Here is an 18,496-nt window from a genome sequence, read left to right as displayed (position 1 = left end):
AAGCGGTTCAGCCGTTGAGCAAGCGCTCCAAGCCAACCTTCAGAGGGGTCGGTTCGGGTAGTGTGAAGCTCTCCAACAACCGCTGATTGTTCGCCCGCGAGTGGCGAATATCCCCCGAACGCGCCGGCCCGTAAGCCACCGCCGGCAACTTGCCGACAATCTCTTCCAGCGCCTGCAACACCTGCTTGAGGGTGGTGGTGCGGTTCCAGCCCACATTGATGGCGCCCAACGGCGCGGTCGGCGCTTCAATCGCCTGCACCAACACGTCCACCAGATCTTCCACGTACATGAAGTCCCGGGTTTGCTCGCCATCGCCAAACACGGCAATCGGCACGCCCTGCTGCGCGCGTTCACTGAAGATGCTGATCACGCCGGAATACGGCGATGACGGGTCCTGGCGGGGCCCGAAGATATTGAAGAAGCGGAAGATCACCGGCTCCAGGCCATGCTGGCGACGGTAGAAGTCGAAGTAGTGCTCACCCGCCAGCTTGTCAGACGCATAGGGCGTCAACGGCGCCTTGGTGGTGTCTTCGTCAATCGATGCGCCTTCGCCATTGTTGCCGTAGACCGCCGCGCTGGAGGCATACACCACGCGCTTCACGCCAGCCTTGCGCATGGCTTCGCAGACATTCAAGGTGCCGACGAAGTTGCTCTGGTGCGTGCTGACCGGATCATCCACCGAGGCCTGCACCGAGGCCACTGCGGCCAGGTGCACCACCGCTGTTGCACCGTCAGCGGCACGAGCCACTAAATCGGCGTCGGCCACATCACCTTCCAGCAGTTCGACCCGCGGATTGCCCAGCGGCAAATTGCTGCCCTTGCCGGTGGACAGGTTATCCAGCACCCGCACGCCGTAGCCTTTGGCAAGCAACGCATCGACCAGATGCGAGCCGATAAAACCCGCACCACCGGTGATCAGGACCCACTTACTCATTGTTGCGGATCTTCTCGACAATGGCCGTGGTCGAGCTGTTCTCGACCAGACCCAATACTTTGACCTTGCCGCCGTAGGCACTGACGATATCCGCTCCGACAACCTGGTCGACGGAGTAGTCGCCACCCTTGACCAGAACGTCCGGCTTGACCTGGGCCAGCAGGTTTTCCGGGGTCGCTTCAGGGAAGCTGATCACCCAGTCCACCGCACCCAGGCCAGCCAGCACCGCCATGCGACGGTCGACGCTGTTGATCGGACGGCCAGGGCCTTTGAGGCGGCTGACCGAGGCGTCGTCGTTGACCGCAACGATCAGGCGATCGCCCTGGGCGCTCGCTTGCTCCAGGTAAGTCACGTGACCCGCGTGCAGGATGTCGAAGCAGCCATTGGTGAACACAATGCTTTCGCCATGGGCACGGGCATCGTCAATCGCCAGCAGCAGTTGCTCGATGGTCAGCACACCGCGCTCCGAACCTTCGGAGCGCTGGATCGCACGACGCAATTCAGGCGCGCTGATGGCAGCCGTACCCAATTTGCCCACCACAATGCCCGCCGCCAGGTTGGCCAGGGCCACGGCGTGGGGCAGTTCTTCGCCCGCTGCAATCGAAGCGGCCAGGGTGGAGATCACGGTGTCACCGGCGCCGGTAACGTCGAACACTTCACGGGCACGTGCCGGCAGGTGCATCGCCGGGTGGCCGGGACGCAGCAAGGTCATGCCGTGCTCGCCACGGGTCACCAGCAAGGCGCCCAGGTCGAGGTCGGCCATCAGCGCCGCGCCCTTGGTCACCAAGTCGTGCTCATCGGTGCAACCGCCGACGATGGCTTCAAATTCGCTGAGATTCGGCGTGATCAGGCTGGCTCCGCGATAAATCGAGAAGTCCTTGCCCTTGGGATCGGCCAATACCGGAATGCCCTTGGCCTTGGCGGCCTGGATCAGTTCCTGGTGATTCTTCAAGGCGCCTTTGCCGTAGTCGGACAACACCAGCACCTTGACGCCTTCGAGCAACTGGTCGACCTGGCTACTGAGGGCGAGGGCGTCGGTGGCGAAGGGTTCTTCGAAATCGATACGCAGCAGTTGCTGGTGCCGGCTCATGACCCGCAGCTTGACGATGGTCGGCTGGTGGGCAATGCGCTGGAACAGCGCGCGCACGCCGGCACCGCGCAGGCTGTTGGCCAGGCTGTCGGCGGCTTCGTCGTCGCCGGTCACGCCGACCAGCGAAGCCGGGGCACCGAGGGCGGCAATATTGAGGGCAACGTTGGCAGCGCCGCCTGGACGGTCTTCGATTTGCTCGACCTTGACTACCGGTACCGGCGCCTCAGGGGAAATCCGTGAGGTACCGCCATGCCAGTAACGGTCGAGCATGACATCGCCGACCACCAAGACAGGGGCTTGATCGAATCGCGGCATGGACAACTTCATGGAGCATCCCACATACAAAATGAACAGGGGCGCGATATTAGCACAGGGTGAGCGCCGCCTAGTTCGAGAGCTTTATCCGGGATGCATCACGCGGGACATCTGATCACTTTTTAAACAAAGTCGCCAGAATCTGCTCCACTGCGTCGACCAGTTCGACCTCATCGGTGTTGATTTCGCAGTCGGCATGGACCGGCGCCTCATAAGGGCTGTCCAGGCCGGTGAAAGCCTTGATGCGCCCTTCCTGCGCCGCGCGGTACAAACCCTTGGGATCACGCCGTGCGCACACATCAATGGGCGTGCTGATGTAGACCTCGAAGAACTGTCCCGGCCCGAACAGCGCCTTGGCGGTCGCACGATCGGCGCTGAACGGAGAAATCGCCGAAACGATCACGATCAATCCCGCGTCCAGCATCAGCCGCGCGACTTCGCCAATACGCCGGATGTTTTCCTTGCGGGCCGCATCGCTCATGCCCAGGTCACTGCACAACCCGGTGCGCACGTTATCGCCGTCGAGCACGAAGGTATGCCGGCCCTGTTCGTTGAGCTGCACTTCCAGCGCATTGGCCAGGGTCGACTTACCGGACCCGGACAACCCCGTCAGCCACAGGCAACAAGGCTGCTGGTGCTTGAGCGCGGCCCGTGCGGCCACCGACAACGACAAGGCGAAGGGGCGGATAGACGCAGAACCCTGAGACAGCGACTGACTATTCATACCCCAAGACCTCGTAATCACGTTGATAGGCTCGCCGGACCAGGCGGCGCGTACGCAAGGTGCAGAACTCCTTGACCGGCTCACTGCGTCGACCCAGTGAAACATTCAGGCGTGGCAGGGCAGCGCTCACGCCAAGGCGCTCGCACAACTGCTGGAAGTCTTGCTCCAGGGACTCCTGGCGCCCAAGAAAGTCCATGGCCATCCGGCCCATGTGATCAATCAGAAAATCGGTCTGAGGCGCGAAGTGCAGTTGCCGGTGCAGGTTGTCCGGATGCAGCCAGTTGCCGACGAAATGATCAAAGTCGCGGTAGCTGCACACCAGTGCCTGGGCGTGCAAATCACGGGTGCCCATATGATTGCTGCGCAAGTAGGTGTAGGCCGAATAGGCGCGCTCCAACGGATCGCGCACGAAGGCGAACTTGAAACTGCGTTCGCAGTGCTCGGGGAATTGCTGCTGGTACCAGTAATACGGCAGATGCCCCGGCCAGCGCCCGTCGAGCAGCGCCGAGCAGACACTGCTGCCAGCGCACTTGGGCACATGGATGAACACGCAGTTGTGACGCTCGAAAGCAGGCGGAAGCGTGGTCACCCCTGACAGGGATTTGTTCACCGCCTGGCGATCCACCACCGACAAACGCCCCAGCAGAAACACCCGTTGGGGCTTGGGAAGCAATTTCCAGAACAGACGCTGCAACATTCCATTACCCACACAAGAAGGTTAGCCCTCTCGTTCGTCAATCGAATCGAGAAGGCCAACATATCAAACGATAGGCAGCGAATTATTTGGCTTTGGTCAAGCCTGTAAGGGGCTTGATACAAACACCGGGGCGCATTGCGCGCCCCGGTATATCAGGTGATGTTGGCCGTTACCGGCTCATCCAGCCCCATGGCATGCAGGCGCGAGTAGTAGCCGCCCATGGCCAGCAGTTCCACGTGTGTACCGCGCTCGACAATTTCACCGTGGTCCATCACCAGAATCATGTCGGCTTTCTCGATGGTGGACAGTCGGTGCGCGATCACCAGGGTGGTACGGCCCTTCATGACCTTGTCCAAAGCGGCCTGAATGTGGCGCTCGGACTCGGTATCCAGCGCAGATGTCGCCTCATCCAGGATCAGCAGCGGTGCATTTTTCAGCAGTGCCCGGGCGATAGCCAAACGCTGGCGCTGACCACCGGAGAGCAGCACGCCGTTTTCGCCGACTTCGGTATCCAGGCCTTTTGGCAGCTCGGCGATGAAGTCCATGGCATAGGCGTCGGTGGCGGCTTTCTCGATGTCTTCACGCGGTGCATCCGCCAGGTCGCCGTAGGCGATGTTGTTGGCCACCGTGTCGTTGAACAACGTGACGTGCTGGGTCACCTGGGCCACGTGCCGACGCAGGTTGCGCAGGCGGTAATCTTCGATCTCTACCTCGTCCAGCAGGATTTCCCCGGTTTCGTGGTGGTAGAAACGCGGGATCAGGCTGGCCAGCGTGGACTTGCCACTGCCTGAGCGCCCGACCAGGGCAATCATCTGCCCAGGCTCAGCGGTGAAGCTGATGTTCTTCAGTACTTCGCGATCGGCACCTGGGTAGGTGAAGCTCAGGTTGCGCACGTCGAGGCGACCGCTGACGCGGTCACGCTCCACGGTGCCGCTGTCGACTTCCGGCTCTTCATCCAGCTGTTCGAAGATGCTTTCGGCACCGGCGACGCCTTTCTGAATGGTCGAGCTGACTTCCGACAGTTGCCGGATCGGCTTGGGCAGCAAGCCTGCTGCGGTGATATAGGCCACCAGGTCACCCGCCGTGGCGTCGCCGCGCAGCAGCAAAACCAGGAACATCAGTGCCGCCATGGCGGTATAGATCACCAGTTGCAGCATCGGCGTGTAGACCGCGCCGGTCTTGTTCATGCGTAGCTGTTTGTCGGTGTTGCCCTGGCTGGCGGCGGCAAAACGGCGCTCTTCGTAGCTTTCGCCGCCGAAGCTGCGCACCACGCGGTAGCCCTGGATGGTCTCCGAGGCCACGTGAGTGACGTCGCCCATCGCCACTTGGATCTTCTTGCTCTGCTTGCGAAATTTCTTGCTGGTGCTGCCCACCATGATTGCGATCAGCGGCAGGATCGCCAGCATGACCAGGGTCAGCTTCCAGTTCATCCACAGCAGGTAGCCGAACAGGAACACCACCGTCAGGCCTTCACGGATCACGACCTTGATCGCATCCGTGGCGGCGCCGGTGACCATGGTCACGTTGAAGGTGATGCGGGAAATCAGGTGCCCGGAGTTGTGCGTGTCGAAATAACGGTTGGGCAATACCAGCAGCTTGTTGAAGAGCTGGACCCGCAGGTCATGCACCAGGCCCAGGGAGACCTTGGCCAGGTAGTAGTTGCCCAGGAACGAGCCGAGGCCCTGCCACGCGGCGATCAGGATGATCAGCAATGGCACGGCCATCAACAGCTTCAGGTCCTTGAACAACGGGATCTTGGGCAGGAACACCACGTCGGGATTGCTCAAGCCATCCACGAAGTACTTGAGGATCCCGGCCAGCATCGGCTGGGTGGAAGCAAAGATCACGAAGCCCACGATACTCAGCATGAACATGCCGATGTACGGTTTCACATAGCCCAGCAGCCTGAGATAGATTTTCAGGCTGGATTCCTGGTCCGCTTTGGGCGGTGCGTCACTCATGTGTCGAGCTCACTGATTGGGTAGGACGCGAACTTTATCACATGCATCGGGATTGGCCCGAGCCCAGACCAAGACACTGGCCAGGGCGATCGGCAGCCAAGTGATGAACCATTCGGCACGAGGGGTGCCGGTCAGGCTGGCAGCGTCGAACTGCATCGCCAGGAACGAAAACACCCATATACCGAGAATGCCCTTGCCCAGGTCGGTACCACGCGCCTTCCAGGCTTGCCACAACACACCGAACCACACGGCGCACCACAGCAACAGGCCGGGCAGACCCAGCTCAATGGTCACGTGGGTGAAGAGGTTGTGGGAGTGGTCAAAGTACTGGCCCTCGGTAAAGACCTTGTAGTCACCGCCCAGCCCCAGGCCTGTCCACGGGCGTTCGGCGATCATGCGCAGGGCTTCCATGAAGATTTGTGGCCGGTAGGAGACACCACGGGCCAGCATCAAGGACTCCATGGCGATGAACACAGCCACTGCTGCCACAATCGCACCAGCGGCCGTTACTACCGTGCGTCGATCGCGGCACCAGAGTGGCATCGCCACCACGCTCAGCAGTAACGCAACCGCGGCACCACGGCTTTGGCTCAACACGACAAACAGCCCAAGCAAGCCGATCGCGACAGCCCAAGCCACTTGCATCCATCGCCCGCGAGGCAGCCAGTGCAGCATCCAGACCGCAGCCACACCGATCACATACGCGCCAAGAATCGGATGGGACAGTTGCCCCAACCCCGCGAGGCGCGCAGACCATTCACGGTGCTCGATACCATAGAACTTGATGATTGCAATCAGCGATGACAGGGCCAGACCGTAGCCACCCCACTGCAGCACGCGAATGATCCGGTCGGTCCTGCCGTCGGCAAGTACCGGAAAAAACAGCAGGAAGACGCCAACGTAGAGCAGACGCTTGGCTTCTCGGGAAGGGTCCTCAACATTGGTCCACAGCAAGCTGATCCCACCCCAGATCGCCATCAACAGAATCATCAGGCAGATCCAGCGTTGTGACCGCCACACTTCTTTGAGCCGCTCACGCGCCGACCAGGCAAATACCATGGCCGGCAGCCAGAGAAACAACGTCAACCCTTGTTGATAGATCTTGTTGGTTGGCGCGAAGGCAATCGCCAGCAAAAACCACAGTAACCCGAAAACCATCCATACCTGTGCCCAACGACTTGCTTGCATCACCCGCTCCTGAATACGTCCACCCCGCCAACGCGGCATGGTTAAAACCCAAAACTTTCGGCATTATTACCGATCACTGTGCCCGTGACTCCTACAAGGCTTTCCGACGATGCAATGTTCAAGGCTTCCCCAAGCCGACTTAAACGCAATGATTGAAGGCGCCCGCATCCTGGAAGAGGACAGCTACGGCCCCAAAGTCTACCTGCTGGCTGACGGGAATATCCTCAAACTGTTTCGCCGCAAGCGCCTGTGGTCGTCGGCGCTGTTTCGCCCTTACTCCAAGCGTTTCATCGACAATGTGGCGCAGTTACAACAACGTGGCATCCCCACCTTGACCGTACTCGCATTCTTTCAACTGGCCGCGCCTGGCATGACTGCTGTGCTGTATCGCCCGTTGCCAGGTGAAACGCTGCGCCAGATTTCCAACAAGGAAGGCTTTGACTGGCAATCGAACCTCGACCCGTTGGTGGCGCTTATCCGTCGCCTGCATGGTGCGGGAATCTACTTCCGCTCCCTGCATCTGGGCAACATCGTTGTCACACCTGATAACGAAATGGGTCTGATCGACGTCGCGGACATGCGTTTTTTACGCGCACCGCTTAACCCGGAACTCGCGCGGCGCAACTTGCAGCATTTCGCACGCTATATTGCGCGCGAGAAGCTGAACGAACGCTTTCCAATGCGCGCACTGGAACAAGCCTTGCTAGCGGCATGAAAACAGGCGCTGGGAGGTTTCACTGAAATCTTTCCAGGCTTGCTCCGGCGCCAACACCCGCGACTGAGCGTCGAGCACGTCCTGGGCTGAAGTCGCGAAGGCGCGTTCCATCAGGCGGCCCCAGGCCTGTGCATTATCTGAAGGGGCGTACCAGCCGGCTTCCGCCAGTTGCTCGCGAAACACGGCCAACTCGCTGGTCAGTACGGGCACGCCGGCCATCACTGCCTCTTGCAGAATCAACCCCAAGCCCTCTTGTGTCGACGGAATCGCCACCCAGTCAAAGGCCCGGTACAGTGTTGCCGCGTCCGGCAAATGACCCGGCAGAAAAACCTTACCCTGCAAGCCGAGCTGCTCGATACGTGCCTCTAGGGCATCCCTCGCTTCGCCCTCGCCGATAATCACCAGCCGCGCATCAGGTTGATGCACTGACACCCCGGCAAACGCCTCCAGCAAACAGCTGAATCCTTTGCCATCGACCAATCGACCTACCGCACCCAGCACGGGCGAGCCATCCAACGGAAGGCCAAGACGAGTGCGTGCCTGCTCCCGAGAAAGCGTGGCAGCGCGGAAAGCCACAGGGTCGAACGCACTGCGCAGTACCGTCACGGGCCGTTGCAGAACACGCTCGATCGAGTGAGCGAGCGTTTGCGAGACGGCCGCCACGGTCAGTTGCGTCACCGGAAACTGTTCAAACAGTTTCTGGTCCGTGCGGCGCATGCGTGTGACGCCATGAAATATCACGACGGCGCGTACGTGTGGTAAACGCTTGAGCACCGGTAAGATCACCCGGGCCACGCCCACCCCATCAAGCAGCACAATTTCTACATCCTCAGGCAGCGCCTTGCGAAAGCGCGCACGCATCCAGGGCATCAGCAACTTCCATAGATACCGGCCTTTGAGACGGGCAGAGGAAAGGTTCCACTCCAATGCCGGCTCACCTTCTTGCGAACGACCTTGAAGCAACCAGGTATTGATCGGTGTACGGCATACAGCGTGGGAAAGTATCTGCTGATGAACCTTCTGCACCGAAGCGAATGCAGAACCACCGGCCCACATGATGTTGAGGATACTCATCGAAAAAATGACCTTTTGCGGCGTGGTGATGGCTTGTCGCCTGTACTTGGCTGCACTTAATGGATCAACCAGCCGATACTGACACCCAGTACCAGCATAGCTGCCAGCTTGATCCGCTCGCGTCGCTTGCGCCGTGCTTTGGTCAAGCGCTCTTCTGCCGTCGTCACATGCAAACCGAAACCGGTATGCAAAACCGCATCACCTTCCAGAGTCACGGCCTCCAGGTTCAGTTGCGCGTAACGCTTCGATAATCCCTTCTCACCCTCGAACCCCGCATAGGGTGCGCACAAGCGATATTCCTTGATGCGCCGCAACCCTGGATTCAACGAAAACCCCTGCCACTCAGGTTTGTCGGACAGCAGGGGATAACACGGCACTGCGCCAATCACTTCACGTGGCCCCAGGTGAATATAGGGGTTGTGCACCTGCAAGTCGTAGACGTAGTTACGCAACCACACCTGCAAAATATCCGGCCGATGTTCCAGTACCGTCTTGGAATCCTCGACAAAGCCGGGCCGATAAAACGCCCAGTCATCCTCGCAATGGAATATGTAGGGGGTCTTGACCGACTCGTAGGCCAAGTCGATGGAAGCCAACTGCCCAAGCTTCGGCCGGTTGATCAAGAAAGTGCAATGATTGTGCCAGTGCCCTGGTACCGCAAGGCGTACGGCGTCATCACCGGAATCTTCGGTAATGAAGACTTCGCGTATCGCTGCCGTATTGAACTGATCGAAGCTCTCGAGCGTGCGCTTCAACAAATCGAAGCGACCGCAACTGGTCACTACGAGCGTTATGTCGCTTTGATCGGAGAAGTGCATTCAAGCCTCGATAATATCACATAGCCATCACATGCGGCCATCTGGCCGATATCAAACGCCCAGCTTCAGACGCAACCTTTCCAGCACACTCAATGGAGCACGGGGCCGAAGAGGGGGCTCGAGCACTTCAACAATCCGCTGACCGATACGGGCAAAACTGAACTGGTTGACCACCAGGTCCTGCCCATTACGCGCAATGTCGGCCGCCAACTGTGGATTGGACCGCAAAATGGCCAGCTTTTCCTGCAACTGTGGGATGTCCTTGTAGAACACCACATTGACCATCTCCTCGAACCCAAGGGCCGCATTCTCCTCAGCGCCCTGATCGAACGCCAGCAACACGCAGCCACAGGCCATGGCTTCGAAGTTCTTGATCATGTACTCGCCCATGCCCACATCGGCACTGACGAAAAAACGGATCCGGTTGAGTGTTGCGCAGTATTCCTCACCGGACTTGGTGCGCGTGACCACCAAAGGCTCAACCTGTGCCAGTTCATCGAGCAGGGCCTTGCGACCACTGTAGGCCACGCTGTTGGTACTGCCGACGAACGCCAGTTCGATATCCCGCACACGCTCCTGCGGCTGCAACAGCGCCTGATCATAGCCCTTTGGCACGAACTCCGCGTCAAAGCCCTCGGCACGCAGCCGTTCGGTCACCATAAAGCCGGAGCTGATCACCCGCGCCCACGGCAAACGACGGTAATGGGCGCTGAACTTTCCAGTGTATTTGCAGGGAATATAGTTCTGGTAGGCGTCGTGTTCGAGGATCACCAGGTTCGGGAGGGTACGGATAAACCCGACTTGGCGGATTTCCTGCTTGAAGCGCAGGAAGAACACGATACGGTCGTAACGGGTCACGTCGACCTCACGCCGAAAGTAAGCACGCAGGTTGCGCTGCTCATCGCTGCTCAACCAGCGAATATCACATTCGCAGTGCTCGGCCACGCCTTCGTACAAGCGATCCAGGATGGCGCGCTGTTCTTTCTGCACCAGAAACAAGACTTTCATTACTTATCCTTTCCCAAACGCCAGAACAACTCATGCCGTCGTACGGCCTTGCGGAAAAATTCGTTCTCACCATACGGCGACTGCGCTCGCCCCGCCAAGAGTCGCTGCAACCAACGCCGGACACGGCGTTTGAAGGGCGGTAGCGGTTGCAAGTCATGCATCATGCCCAGCGCCATGGCCTTGTCACGCTGCTGCGCCAACGTCAGTGGCAGGCTGCAGGGCAGCAGCTCCTCAGTCGCGTCGAACAGCGGCGGCAATGCAATGCCAGCGCCCGCGTCGCCCATGGGCCAGCGGTCGTTGTCGTGCAAATGGTTGGCGTAGCCCAGTATTACCGTCGGCTGCCACTCAAGGCCTTGCAAGGCTTCCAGAACAGCGTGCTGCGCGCAGATGTGGTCTGGATGCGGGTCCAATACCGGATGCGGCAACACAATCACTTCCGGGCGCGCCATCAACAACACCTGGCGCAAGTCGGCCAACAGGTTGTTCCAGGTGGGCAAGCCGTCGCTGTCCGCCGGCAATGGAAACGGATTGAATTGGCGGAAGGGGCGAATGTCTGTCATCTGCGCTTCACGGGAGGCAAACGGCAGGTCCGGCGCGGCTTGCATCGCCTGCAATTGCAGGCAGAAGTACCCCAGTTGTACACAGTGCGCCTGTGGCACGCCGGCCCACAGCGGCACAGCGATACTGTCCCAGGCGCGCAGGCGCCCTTTGATACGCGCAGCTTCAACCGCGTCCAGGCCCATCTGCTGATAATGCTCGGCTTCGATTTCGCCTGCGGTCAGGGTGACAATCCAGGGTTTTTCAGCCTGGCTGTACAGACCAAAGGCCGCCAATTCGGCATCGTCGGCATGGGGCGCGATCACCATCACACGCTGCGCGCGGTAGTCCGGGTGGGACCAAGCCCACAGGCGGGGCGTGCCGATCAATCGGCAATGCCGACCGCGCAACTGCAACCCGCTCAGCGCCAAACCACTGAGATTCAGGTAACGCATGCCGTTGACGCCACGCTCAAATGTTTGCCGGTCGCCCGCCAGCTCGACGCTTGGGTCAAAAAAGCGCCCCAGCCACGTGCTTTTGACCTTGATCCCCAGCACCAGTGTGGCCTGCGCGTCTACCGACTGCTCCAGTAGCAAGCACCCATTTTCCAGGCGCACGCCCAGCAGCTCGGCATCCGCCGCAAAACGGTATTGGTAATCTTCGTTGGGGGCATAGAACAGATGGTCGGCAAACCACGCTTCATGAGCGATCCAGGCCAGGACCGCCAACAGCAAGGGTAGCCACCAGGCCACCAGAATGCCGACCAACACCAGCAACAACACACCCATCATCAGCGCCGTGCGCTTGTTACGCCGGTGGCGCTTGAGCAATTGCTGCTTACGACTCATACGCTGAATACCTGCACGGGGTTGCACCAACGGTCCTTGTACTCACGGTCGGCCCGGCCAAAGGAGAAGCGCAACGGCTTGCCGACTTCGCGCGCCTGCTCCCAGGCACTTTGGGTATTGAGAAAGCTCAAAACGCTGCCAGGGCTGAAGGCACGGGTTTCAGGATCGACCCCGCCGTTGACGTACTCCACGCTGATCCATTCCGGAGACTCGACGCGGTACACCAACTGAATCGCGATGGGCGCGTCATTCAGAAAGATCACTGAGCCGATCAACCACTCGCGCATCAGCTCGATCACTTCGGCCAGGCGCTCGGCACCCGTGGCGGTGAAACCCCAGCGGCGCAGGAACAGGTCACAGTAGATGGCCGCCAGCTCACCGCTGGAAAACTCACCGACAGGCCGCACTACGCCGCCCGCCTCCTCCAGCAAACGCAGTTCGCGGCGCTGGTTGTAGCGAAACTTCTTCGACAGCTCTTCCGGCGTGCGTGCCATGGCCAACTGCTCGGCCTGGGGCTTGAGGCCGATAAAGCGGCCTTCGTTCAACGTCGACAGGTAGCGTGCACGCTGCCTCAAAGGCGCCTGCGCATCGGCGGCGGCCGGCAGGATCACTTCGGCGTTGCCCAGGTCGAACAAGCCTTTCTTGCCGCTACGCTTGAGCACGTCCTTGGACAGCGCCAAGTCGCGCCCCCAGGTGGCAATGCACGCCTTGAGTTCACCGGCCTGCTCCCAGGCCAGGTAACGCACTGGAATCTGTGCCAAGCCGGCCAGGCGCTCGATGACCTGCGGGTGCGTCGCGACGCTGCCGCCAAAACGCTGCCAGGCCTCGCTGTAGGCCGGTGCATCGACGACGGACCAGCCGCGCTCGCGCCAGCCTTGGAATCGATTGAGCATCAAGCCCTCGCGGTCAGTTCAATAACATGCGGCAGTTGCCAGAAAGCGTCGCGCACCGCCTGGTCCGAGAACCGTGCGTGCAGGCGCTCCAGCATCATCTCGGCGCACTGGCGTTGTTGCTGTTGATCCATCGCGGCCAGGTGCCCCAGCCCTTGGGCCAGGTGCTCGGCGTCACCGAAAGGAAACAGGATGCCAACACCTTCGACCACTTCCCGCGCACCACCACACGCGGTAGCCAGCAGCGGTACACCAGCAGCCATGGCTTCCAGCAGTACCATGCCGAAGGGTTCGTGGTCGGAACTCAGCGCAAATACATCAAACGCGCGGAAATAGCGGCGCGCATCCGGCACTTGGCCGAGGAACAGCACCTTGTCGGCAATCCCCAGTTCGCGGGCCAGTTCCTTGAGGTCCTGCTCCAGGCGACCAGTACCGAGAATCGTCAGGCGGCTTTCGGCGGGCAACTGTGGCAAGGCCAGGGCGAAGCCCTTGAGCAGCGTGGCCTGGTCCTTGTCCGGGTGCAGGCGGCCGACATTGCCGACCACCCATTCATCCGGAGACAGCCCAAGAGCATCCCGCGCGTCATCCCTGGAAACCTGTTGGGCTTGCAGGGCTTCCACATCGATGCGGTTGTACAAGGTCTGGATACGCACCGCCGGCCAACTCGGCAGGCAGCGGCGGATGTCATCGCGCACGGCGTCGGAAACCCCCAGCAGGCTCAGGCGCTTGCGGAAGATCGACGCGAACAGGCGACGGCCACGGCGCTGGTAGTCACCGAAGGCATGGTGCACACCGATCACCTGCAACCGCGTGGCGAGCAACGCGACATAGATGGGCTTGGCGCGGTGCGCGATGCAGAAACTGAAATTGCGCGAGGCGGCAATCTTGCGCATCTCGGCGATGGCGCCCAGCTTGAGGCCACGAACGGCCTTTGAGCTGAACTCCATGAACAACACCTCATCACTGGCGCAACCCGCCGCCACTTCAGGGTCGGCGACCCCGGTGAGAAACACCGTGGTCACCTTGTAACCGGAGCCCGCGAACAGGCTGGCGTACTGACGGGCACAATCAAGGAACGGCCCGTCATAGCCGTGGCAGAACTGCAGGACGTGGCGTTCAGCCGACCGTGTCATAAGGGTCCACGCCGTCTTTGACGACCAGGATGTCTTCCATGATCAGGTATTGCAGGTCAGAGCCGAAGAACATGTCCAGCGCGTCTTTCGGCGAGCAGATCATCGCTTCGCCACGACGGTTGAGCGAGGTGTTCAGCGACACGCCGTTGCCGGTCAGCACTTCCAGCTCTTTCATCATGTCGTAGTAGCGCGGGTTGTATTCGCGCTTGAGCACCTGGGCGCGGGAGGTGCCATCTTCATGGACCACTTCCGGCACGCGGGTCTTCCACTCTTCCGCCACTTCAAAGGTGAAGGTCATGAACGGCGCCGGGTGGTCGACCTTGATCATCTGTGGGGCCACGGTGTCGAGCATCGACGGGCAGAAAGGCCTCCAGCGCTCGCGGAACTTGATCTGGTGGTTGATGCGGTCAGCCACGCCGGTCGCGCTTGGGCACCCGATGATCGAACGACCGCCGAGGGCACGCGGGCCAAACTCCATGCGGCCCTGGAACCAGGCCACCGGATTGCCGTCGACCATGATCTTGGCAATGCGTTGCGGCATGTTGTCGATCTTGCGCCACACGGGCTTGCTTTCGTGCTTGGCGCACGCCGCAATCACGTCTTCGTTGCTGTAGGACGGGCCGAGGTAGACGTGTTCCATCTTCTCCACCGGCACACCACGGGCGTGGGACACATAAGCTGCCGCGCCGACAGCCGTGCCGGCATCACCGGACGCTGGCTGAACGAACAGCTCCTTCACATCGTCGCGGGCAATGATCTTCTGGTTCAGTTTGACGTTCAGAGCGCAGCCGCCGGCGAAGGCCAGCTTGCCGGTGTCTTTCAGGATGTCGCCCAGGTAGTGGTCGATCATCTGCAGCGCCAGCTTCTCGAACAGCGCTTGCATGCTGGCGGCGTAGTGGATGTATGGCTCGTCGGCGATATCGCCTTCACGCTTCGGCCCCAGCCACTCGATCAGCTTTGGCGAGAAGTAGAAGCCCTTGCCTTTCTCTTTATAGCGACGCAGGCCGATGACGTTGGCGTACTCGGTGTTGATCACCAACTCGCCATTTTCAAAGGAGGCCAGGCGCGAAAAGTCGTATTTGCTGGCATCGCCATACGGCGCCATGCCCATGACCTTGAACTCACCGTCGAGCATCTCGAAACCGAGGAACTCGGTGATTGCGCCGTACAGGCCGCCGAGGGAGTCCGGGTCAAAGAATTCCTTGATCTTGTGGATCTTGCCGTTTTCGCCGTAGCCGAAGAACGTGGTGGCGTACTCACCCTTACCGTCGATGCCAAGGATCGCGGTTTTCTCCTGGAAGCCGGAGCAGTGGTAGGCGCTGGACGCGTGGGCCAGGTGGTGTTCAACCGGTTCGATCTTGATTTTCTTCGGATCGAAGCCCAGTTGCTCCAGGCACCAGACGATCTTGTTGCGATAGCGCTTGTAGCGACGGTTGCCCATCAGGATCGCGTCAAGGGCGCGGTCCGGGGCGTACCAGTAACGCTTGGCGTAGTGCCAGCGCGCCTCGCCGAACAGGCTGATCGGGGCGAACGGAATCGCCACCACGTCAACGTCGGAAGGCTTGATGCCGGCTTGTTCCAGGCAGAACTTCGCCGATTCGTAGGGCATGCGGTTCTTTGCATGTTTGTCGCGTACGAAGCGCTCTTCTTCGGCGGCCGCGATCAGCTTGCCGTCAATGTACAAGGCTGCGGAAGGATCATGGCTAAGGGCGCCGGACAGGCCAAGAATCGTCAATGCCACAGGGGTCTAGCCTCTTTTAGTCTGCATGCAGGCGGGGTGCGCCTGAAAAAAGTGTGTTTCCCGCTCGGGCGGGAAACAGCTAAAGGGCGGGATTATAGCTTAAAAGCAGAGGGGAGCTGTTAGCAGCAAGTGGCAAGAGGGATTAGCGGAAGATCTCGATGCTGCCGTCCCGGCTTTGACGATAAATGGTGTAGGGCAGCACCAGGGTGTCGAGCACGCCGGAGGCGACAAACTCGACCGCGACAACGGGTAGCATGCTCCCGCCATGGTCCATCAGGTTCACGTCTTTCAAACTCTTGTCGGGCGCAGGTTCGCCATTGAGCGTGCAAAAACCATAGATCACCCCGCTGTAGATGCGCGGAACGTTCTCGCAGTGGCTTCGCGAGTCTTTGAGGTTCTGACTGGCGACGGCGTCGGGACGGAAGACCGTGTTGATGGTTCCGCAACCGGCGAGCAAGAAACACAGCGCTAGCCACACGACTTTCGACCCAATCCTCATGACCCCCTCCGTTTGATCCATCAGCCATTGTCATTGCCAAGGCCTGCCACGCTAACATCGCAAAGGTTGATGGCCCAGTGTGACAGTACCGATTGGCAGCGTAAGACGATTCCTAAATGATAAAAATCGCCCGAGTCACTAAACTCGCGCCCCTTTGCGCGTTTACCTCCTATACGACGCGCCATGGATTCTGGCTGACCGATGAAAACCTTCACCCGTTTCACCTTGTTGCTGCCCGGCCTGCTCGCCTTGAGCGAGGCGGCACCGGCTGACGATGCCCCGTTGATCCTCGACCCCAGCGTGGTCACCGGCTCACGCAGCGCCAGCCCGACCTTCGACCTGCCCTACTCGGTCGACAGCATTAGCCGCGAGCAGATCAGCGACGGTCAATTGGGCATCAACGCCTCCGAAGCGCTGTCCCGCGTGCCTGGCCTGGTGGTGCAGAACCGCCAGAACTATGCCCAGGACCTGCAGATTTCCTCCCGCGGCTTCGGCGCGCGCTCGGCGTTTGGCGTGCGCGGCATCAAGCTGATCGCCGACGGCATCCCCGCCAGCACCCCGGATGGCCAGGGCCAGGCAGCCACGTTCAACCTCGACACCGCCGAACGCATCGAAGTGTTGCGCGGCCCTGCGGCCACCTTGTATGGCAGCAATGCTGGCGGCGTGATCCAGATGTTCTCCCGCGACGGTGAAGGTCCGCCGCGGATCGGCGCGGAAACCCTGGTGGGCAGCGACGGTTTGAACAAGAACCACCTGACCGCCGAGGGCGCAGCGAATGGCGCAGGCTTCGTGCTCGACGCTTCGCGCATGGACACCGACGGCTACCGCGACCACAGCAGTGCGCGCCGTGACCAGACGTTTGCCAAGCTCAACGTCCAGCCGGATGACGACAGCAAGCTCGCGCTGATCTACAGCAGCCTGGAACAAAACGGCACGCAGGATCCACTTGGGCAGACGTGGGCCGCGTACAAAGCTGATCCACGCTCGGTGAGTGCCAATGCACTGACCTACAACACGCGAAAAAGTATCGATCATCAGCAATTGGGGATGAATTACGAACGTTACATCGGTGATGCGACGTTGCAGGTGAATGCGTATACAGGGCGGCGGAGTGTGATTCAGTACCTGTCGATTCCTGACAAGATCAACAACAAGCCCAACCCCGCCAACGCACGCGGTGGCGTGGTCGCCTTCGACCGCAAGTTCTATGGCGGCTCCGTCCATTGGCTACAACCGATCACCAGTGCCCCCGGCGACCTGACCCTTATCGCAGGCATCGACTACGACCGCAGCGAGGATGATCGCCAAGGTTATTCCAACACCTCCAACGGCGTACACGGCGTAAAAGGCGCTCTTGGCCGCGACGAAATCGACACCGCCACCAGCCTGGACCCGTTCGTGCAGGCCAACTGGCTGCTGGGCGACTGGACCCTGCAAGCCGGCCTGCGCCACAGCACCATGAAGATGGACGTAGCCGATCACTTCGTCACCAGCACCGACGGCGACGACAGCGGCAGCAAGACCTACCAGAAGAACACGCCTTCGGTCAGCGTGATGTATGCGTTCACGCCTGACTTGCATGGATATGTGAGCGCGGGCAAAGGCTTCGAGACCCCGACGCAAGCAGAATCGGCGTATTCGAGCAGCTCAAACGGTTTCAACTTCGCGCTCAAGCCATCGGTCAGCACACAATATGAAGTGGGCTTGAAAGCCCGCGTCGGCCAGGACACACGCGTCAATGCGGCAGTATTCCAGATCACTACCGAAGACGAATTGGTGGTCAGCGAATCCAGTGGCGGTCGCACCACTTACCAAAACGCCGGCCGCACCCTGCGTCGCGGCTTCGAACTGGGCATCGAAAGCCAACTCAGCGAACACTGGAGCACCAGCCTCGCCTACACCCGCCTGCAAGCCACCTACGACAGTGATTTCAACAACAGCGGAAAAACTATTGAGAAAGGCAACTACCTGCCCGGCGTGCCGCAAACCACGCTGTTCGCCGAGCTGAACTGGAAACCCCGCGACTGGGTCAGCACCGCCATCGAAGGCCTGTACCGCAGCAAGGTCTATGTCGAAGACACCAACAGCCAACGTGCCGCGCCGGCCTACAGCGTCTTCAACTGGCGCGCACGCTTCGAGCAGAAAGTCGAACACTGGACCTTCCACCAGACCCTGCGCCTGGATAACCTGCTGGACCGCCAGTACGTCGGCTCGGTGATCGTCGGCGATGGCAACTTCCGCTACTACGAAGCGGCGCCAGGGCGCTCGTGGTACGCCGGTGCTGGTGCCGAGTACCAATTCTAAAACCACCACAAGGCTCATGT

16 protein-coding genes are annotated in these 18,496 nt (G+C 60.4%); 2 read left to right on the top strand and 14 right to left on the bottom strand.

Annotated elements, in window-relative coordinates; genetic code table 11:
• Positions 1–7: 7 nt before the first annotated feature.
• From pgnE to HX793_RS08110, 6 genes are all read right to left on the bottom strand, one after another.
• The gene (gene pgnE / locus HX793_RS08135) at positions 8–934 is read right to left on the bottom strand and encodes a UDP-N-acetylglucosamine epimerase PgnE (RefSeq protein WP_177051564.1); all 927 of its coding nucleotides are present in this window, start codon (positions 932–934) and stop codon (positions 8–10) included.
• Entirely contained in the window at positions 927–2,351 is a 1,425-nt protein-coding gene (gene hldE / locus HX793_RS08130) for a bifunctional D-glycero-beta-D-manno-heptose-7-phosphate kinase/D-glycero-beta-D-manno-heptose 1-phosphate adenylyltransferase HldE (RefSeq protein ID WP_177051566.1), read from the bottom strand. Before hldE ends, pgnE begins: the two co-directional genes overlap by 8 nt.
• 103 nt (positions 2,352–2,454) lie before the next feature.
• The gene (gene cysC, locus HX793_RS08125) at positions 2,455–3,063 is read right to left on the bottom strand and encodes an adenylyl-sulfate kinase (RefSeq protein WP_177051568.1); all 609 of its coding nucleotides are present in this window, start codon (positions 3,061–3,063) and stop codon (positions 2,455–2,457) included.
• Positions 3,056–3,760, bottom strand: coding sequence for a sulfotransferase family 2 domain-containing protein (locus HX793_RS08120; RefSeq protein WP_016975609.1), 705 nt, complete (start codon positions 3,758–3,760; stop codon positions 3,056–3,058). The genes cysC and HX793_RS08120 overlap by 8 nt, the downstream gene beginning before the upstream one ends.
• Before the next feature lie 152 nt (positions 3,761–3,912).
• Positions 3,913–5,721, bottom strand: coding sequence for a lipid A export permease/ATP-binding protein MsbA (msbA, locus tag HX793_RS08115; RefSeq protein ID WP_016975608.1), 1,809 nt, complete (start codon positions 5,719–5,721; stop codon positions 3,913–3,915).
• Positions 5,722–5,730: 9 nt separating this feature from the next.
• Positions 5,731–6,909 (bottom strand): O-antigen ligase family protein, encoded by a 1,179-nt coding sequence (locus tag HX793_RS08110; protein ID WP_016975607.1) that lies wholly within the window; start codon positions 6,907–6,909, stop codon positions 5,731–5,733.
• A 148-nt stretch (positions 6,910–7,057) separates the two neighbouring features.
• Between HX793_RS08110 and HX793_RS08105 the strand changes: the two genes are divergently transcribed.
• Entirely contained in the window at positions 7,058–7,624 is a 567-nt protein-coding gene (locus HX793_RS08105) for a BUD32 family EKC/KEOPS complex subunit (RefSeq protein ID WP_256348273.1), read from the top strand.
• Here the strand turns inward: HX793_RS08105 and HX793_RS08100 are convergent.
• From HX793_RS08100 to HX793_RS08065, 8 genes are all read right to left on the bottom strand, one after another.
• Entirely contained in the window at positions 7,613–8,698 is a 1,086-nt protein-coding gene (locus tag HX793_RS08100; protein WP_025999679.1) for a glycosyltransferase, read from the bottom strand. The two genes, HX793_RS08105 and HX793_RS08100, sit on opposite strands and share 12 nt — an antisense overlap.
• 56 nt (positions 8,699–8,754) lie before the next feature.
• Positions 8,755–9,516, bottom strand: a complete 762-nt coding sequence (locus tag HX793_RS08095) for a glycosyltransferase family 2 protein (protein WP_177051574.1) — start codon at positions 9,514–9,516, stop codon at positions 8,755–8,757.
• A gap of 51 nt (positions 9,517–9,567) precedes the next feature.
• A complete protein-coding gene (locus tag HX793_RS08090) occupies positions 9,568–10,524 on the bottom strand; it encodes a glycosyltransferase family protein (protein WP_016975603.1) in 957 nt (318 codons plus the stop codon).
• Positions 10,524–11,909 carry a PIG-L deacetylase family protein gene (locus tag HX793_RS08085; RefSeq protein ID WP_177051576.1) on the bottom strand — a complete coding sequence of 462 codons (1,386 nt, stop codon included), beginning with the start codon at positions 11,907–11,909 and terminating at the stop codon, positions 10,524–10,526. The genes HX793_RS08090 and HX793_RS08085 overlap by 1 nt, the downstream gene beginning before the upstream one ends.
• On the bottom strand, positions 11,906–12,802 hold the full coding sequence (locus HX793_RS08080; protein ID WP_016975601.1) for a GNAT family N-acetyltransferase: 897 nt from the start codon (positions 12,800–12,802) through the stop codon (positions 11,906–11,908). Before HX793_RS08080 ends, HX793_RS08085 begins: the two co-directional genes overlap by 4 nt.
• The gene (locus HX793_RS08075) at positions 12,802–13,932 is read right to left on the bottom strand and encodes a glycosyltransferase (RefSeq protein WP_177051578.1); all 1,131 of its coding nucleotides are present in this window, start codon (positions 13,930–13,932) and stop codon (positions 12,802–12,804) included. The genes HX793_RS08080 and HX793_RS08075 overlap by 1 nt, the downstream gene beginning before the upstream one ends.
• Positions 13,916–15,673 carry a carbamoyltransferase family protein gene (locus HX793_RS08070; RefSeq protein WP_095014437.1) on the bottom strand — a complete coding sequence of 586 codons (1,758 nt, stop codon included), beginning with the start codon at positions 15,671–15,673 and terminating at the stop codon, positions 13,916–13,918. The genes HX793_RS08075 and HX793_RS08070 overlap by 17 nt, the downstream gene beginning before the upstream one ends.
• Before the next feature lie 142 nt (positions 15,674–15,815).
• On the bottom strand, positions 15,816–16,172 hold the full coding sequence (locus HX793_RS08065; RefSeq protein ID WP_177094641.1) for a YceK/YidQ family lipoprotein: 357 nt from the start codon (positions 16,170–16,172) through the stop codon (positions 15,816–15,818).
• Positions 16,173–16,373: 201 nt separating this feature from the next.
• Here HX793_RS08065 and HX793_RS08060 point away from each other — a divergent pair, with 201 nt between their 5' ends.
• Positions 16,374–18,476, top strand: coding sequence for a TonB-dependent receptor family protein (locus tag HX793_RS08060; RefSeq protein WP_177094639.1), 2,103 nt, complete (start codon positions 16,374–16,376; stop codon positions 18,474–18,476).
• Positions 18,477–18,496 lie beyond the last annotated feature (20 nt).

Origin of the sequence: Pseudomonas reactans, from assembly GCF_013387025.1 — a bacterium.
Lineage (GTDB): Bacteria > Pseudomonadota > Gammaproteobacteria > Pseudomonadales > Pseudomonadaceae > Aquipseudomonas > Aquipseudomonas reactans.
This window is presented reverse-complemented; position numbering and strand designations above follow the sequence as displayed.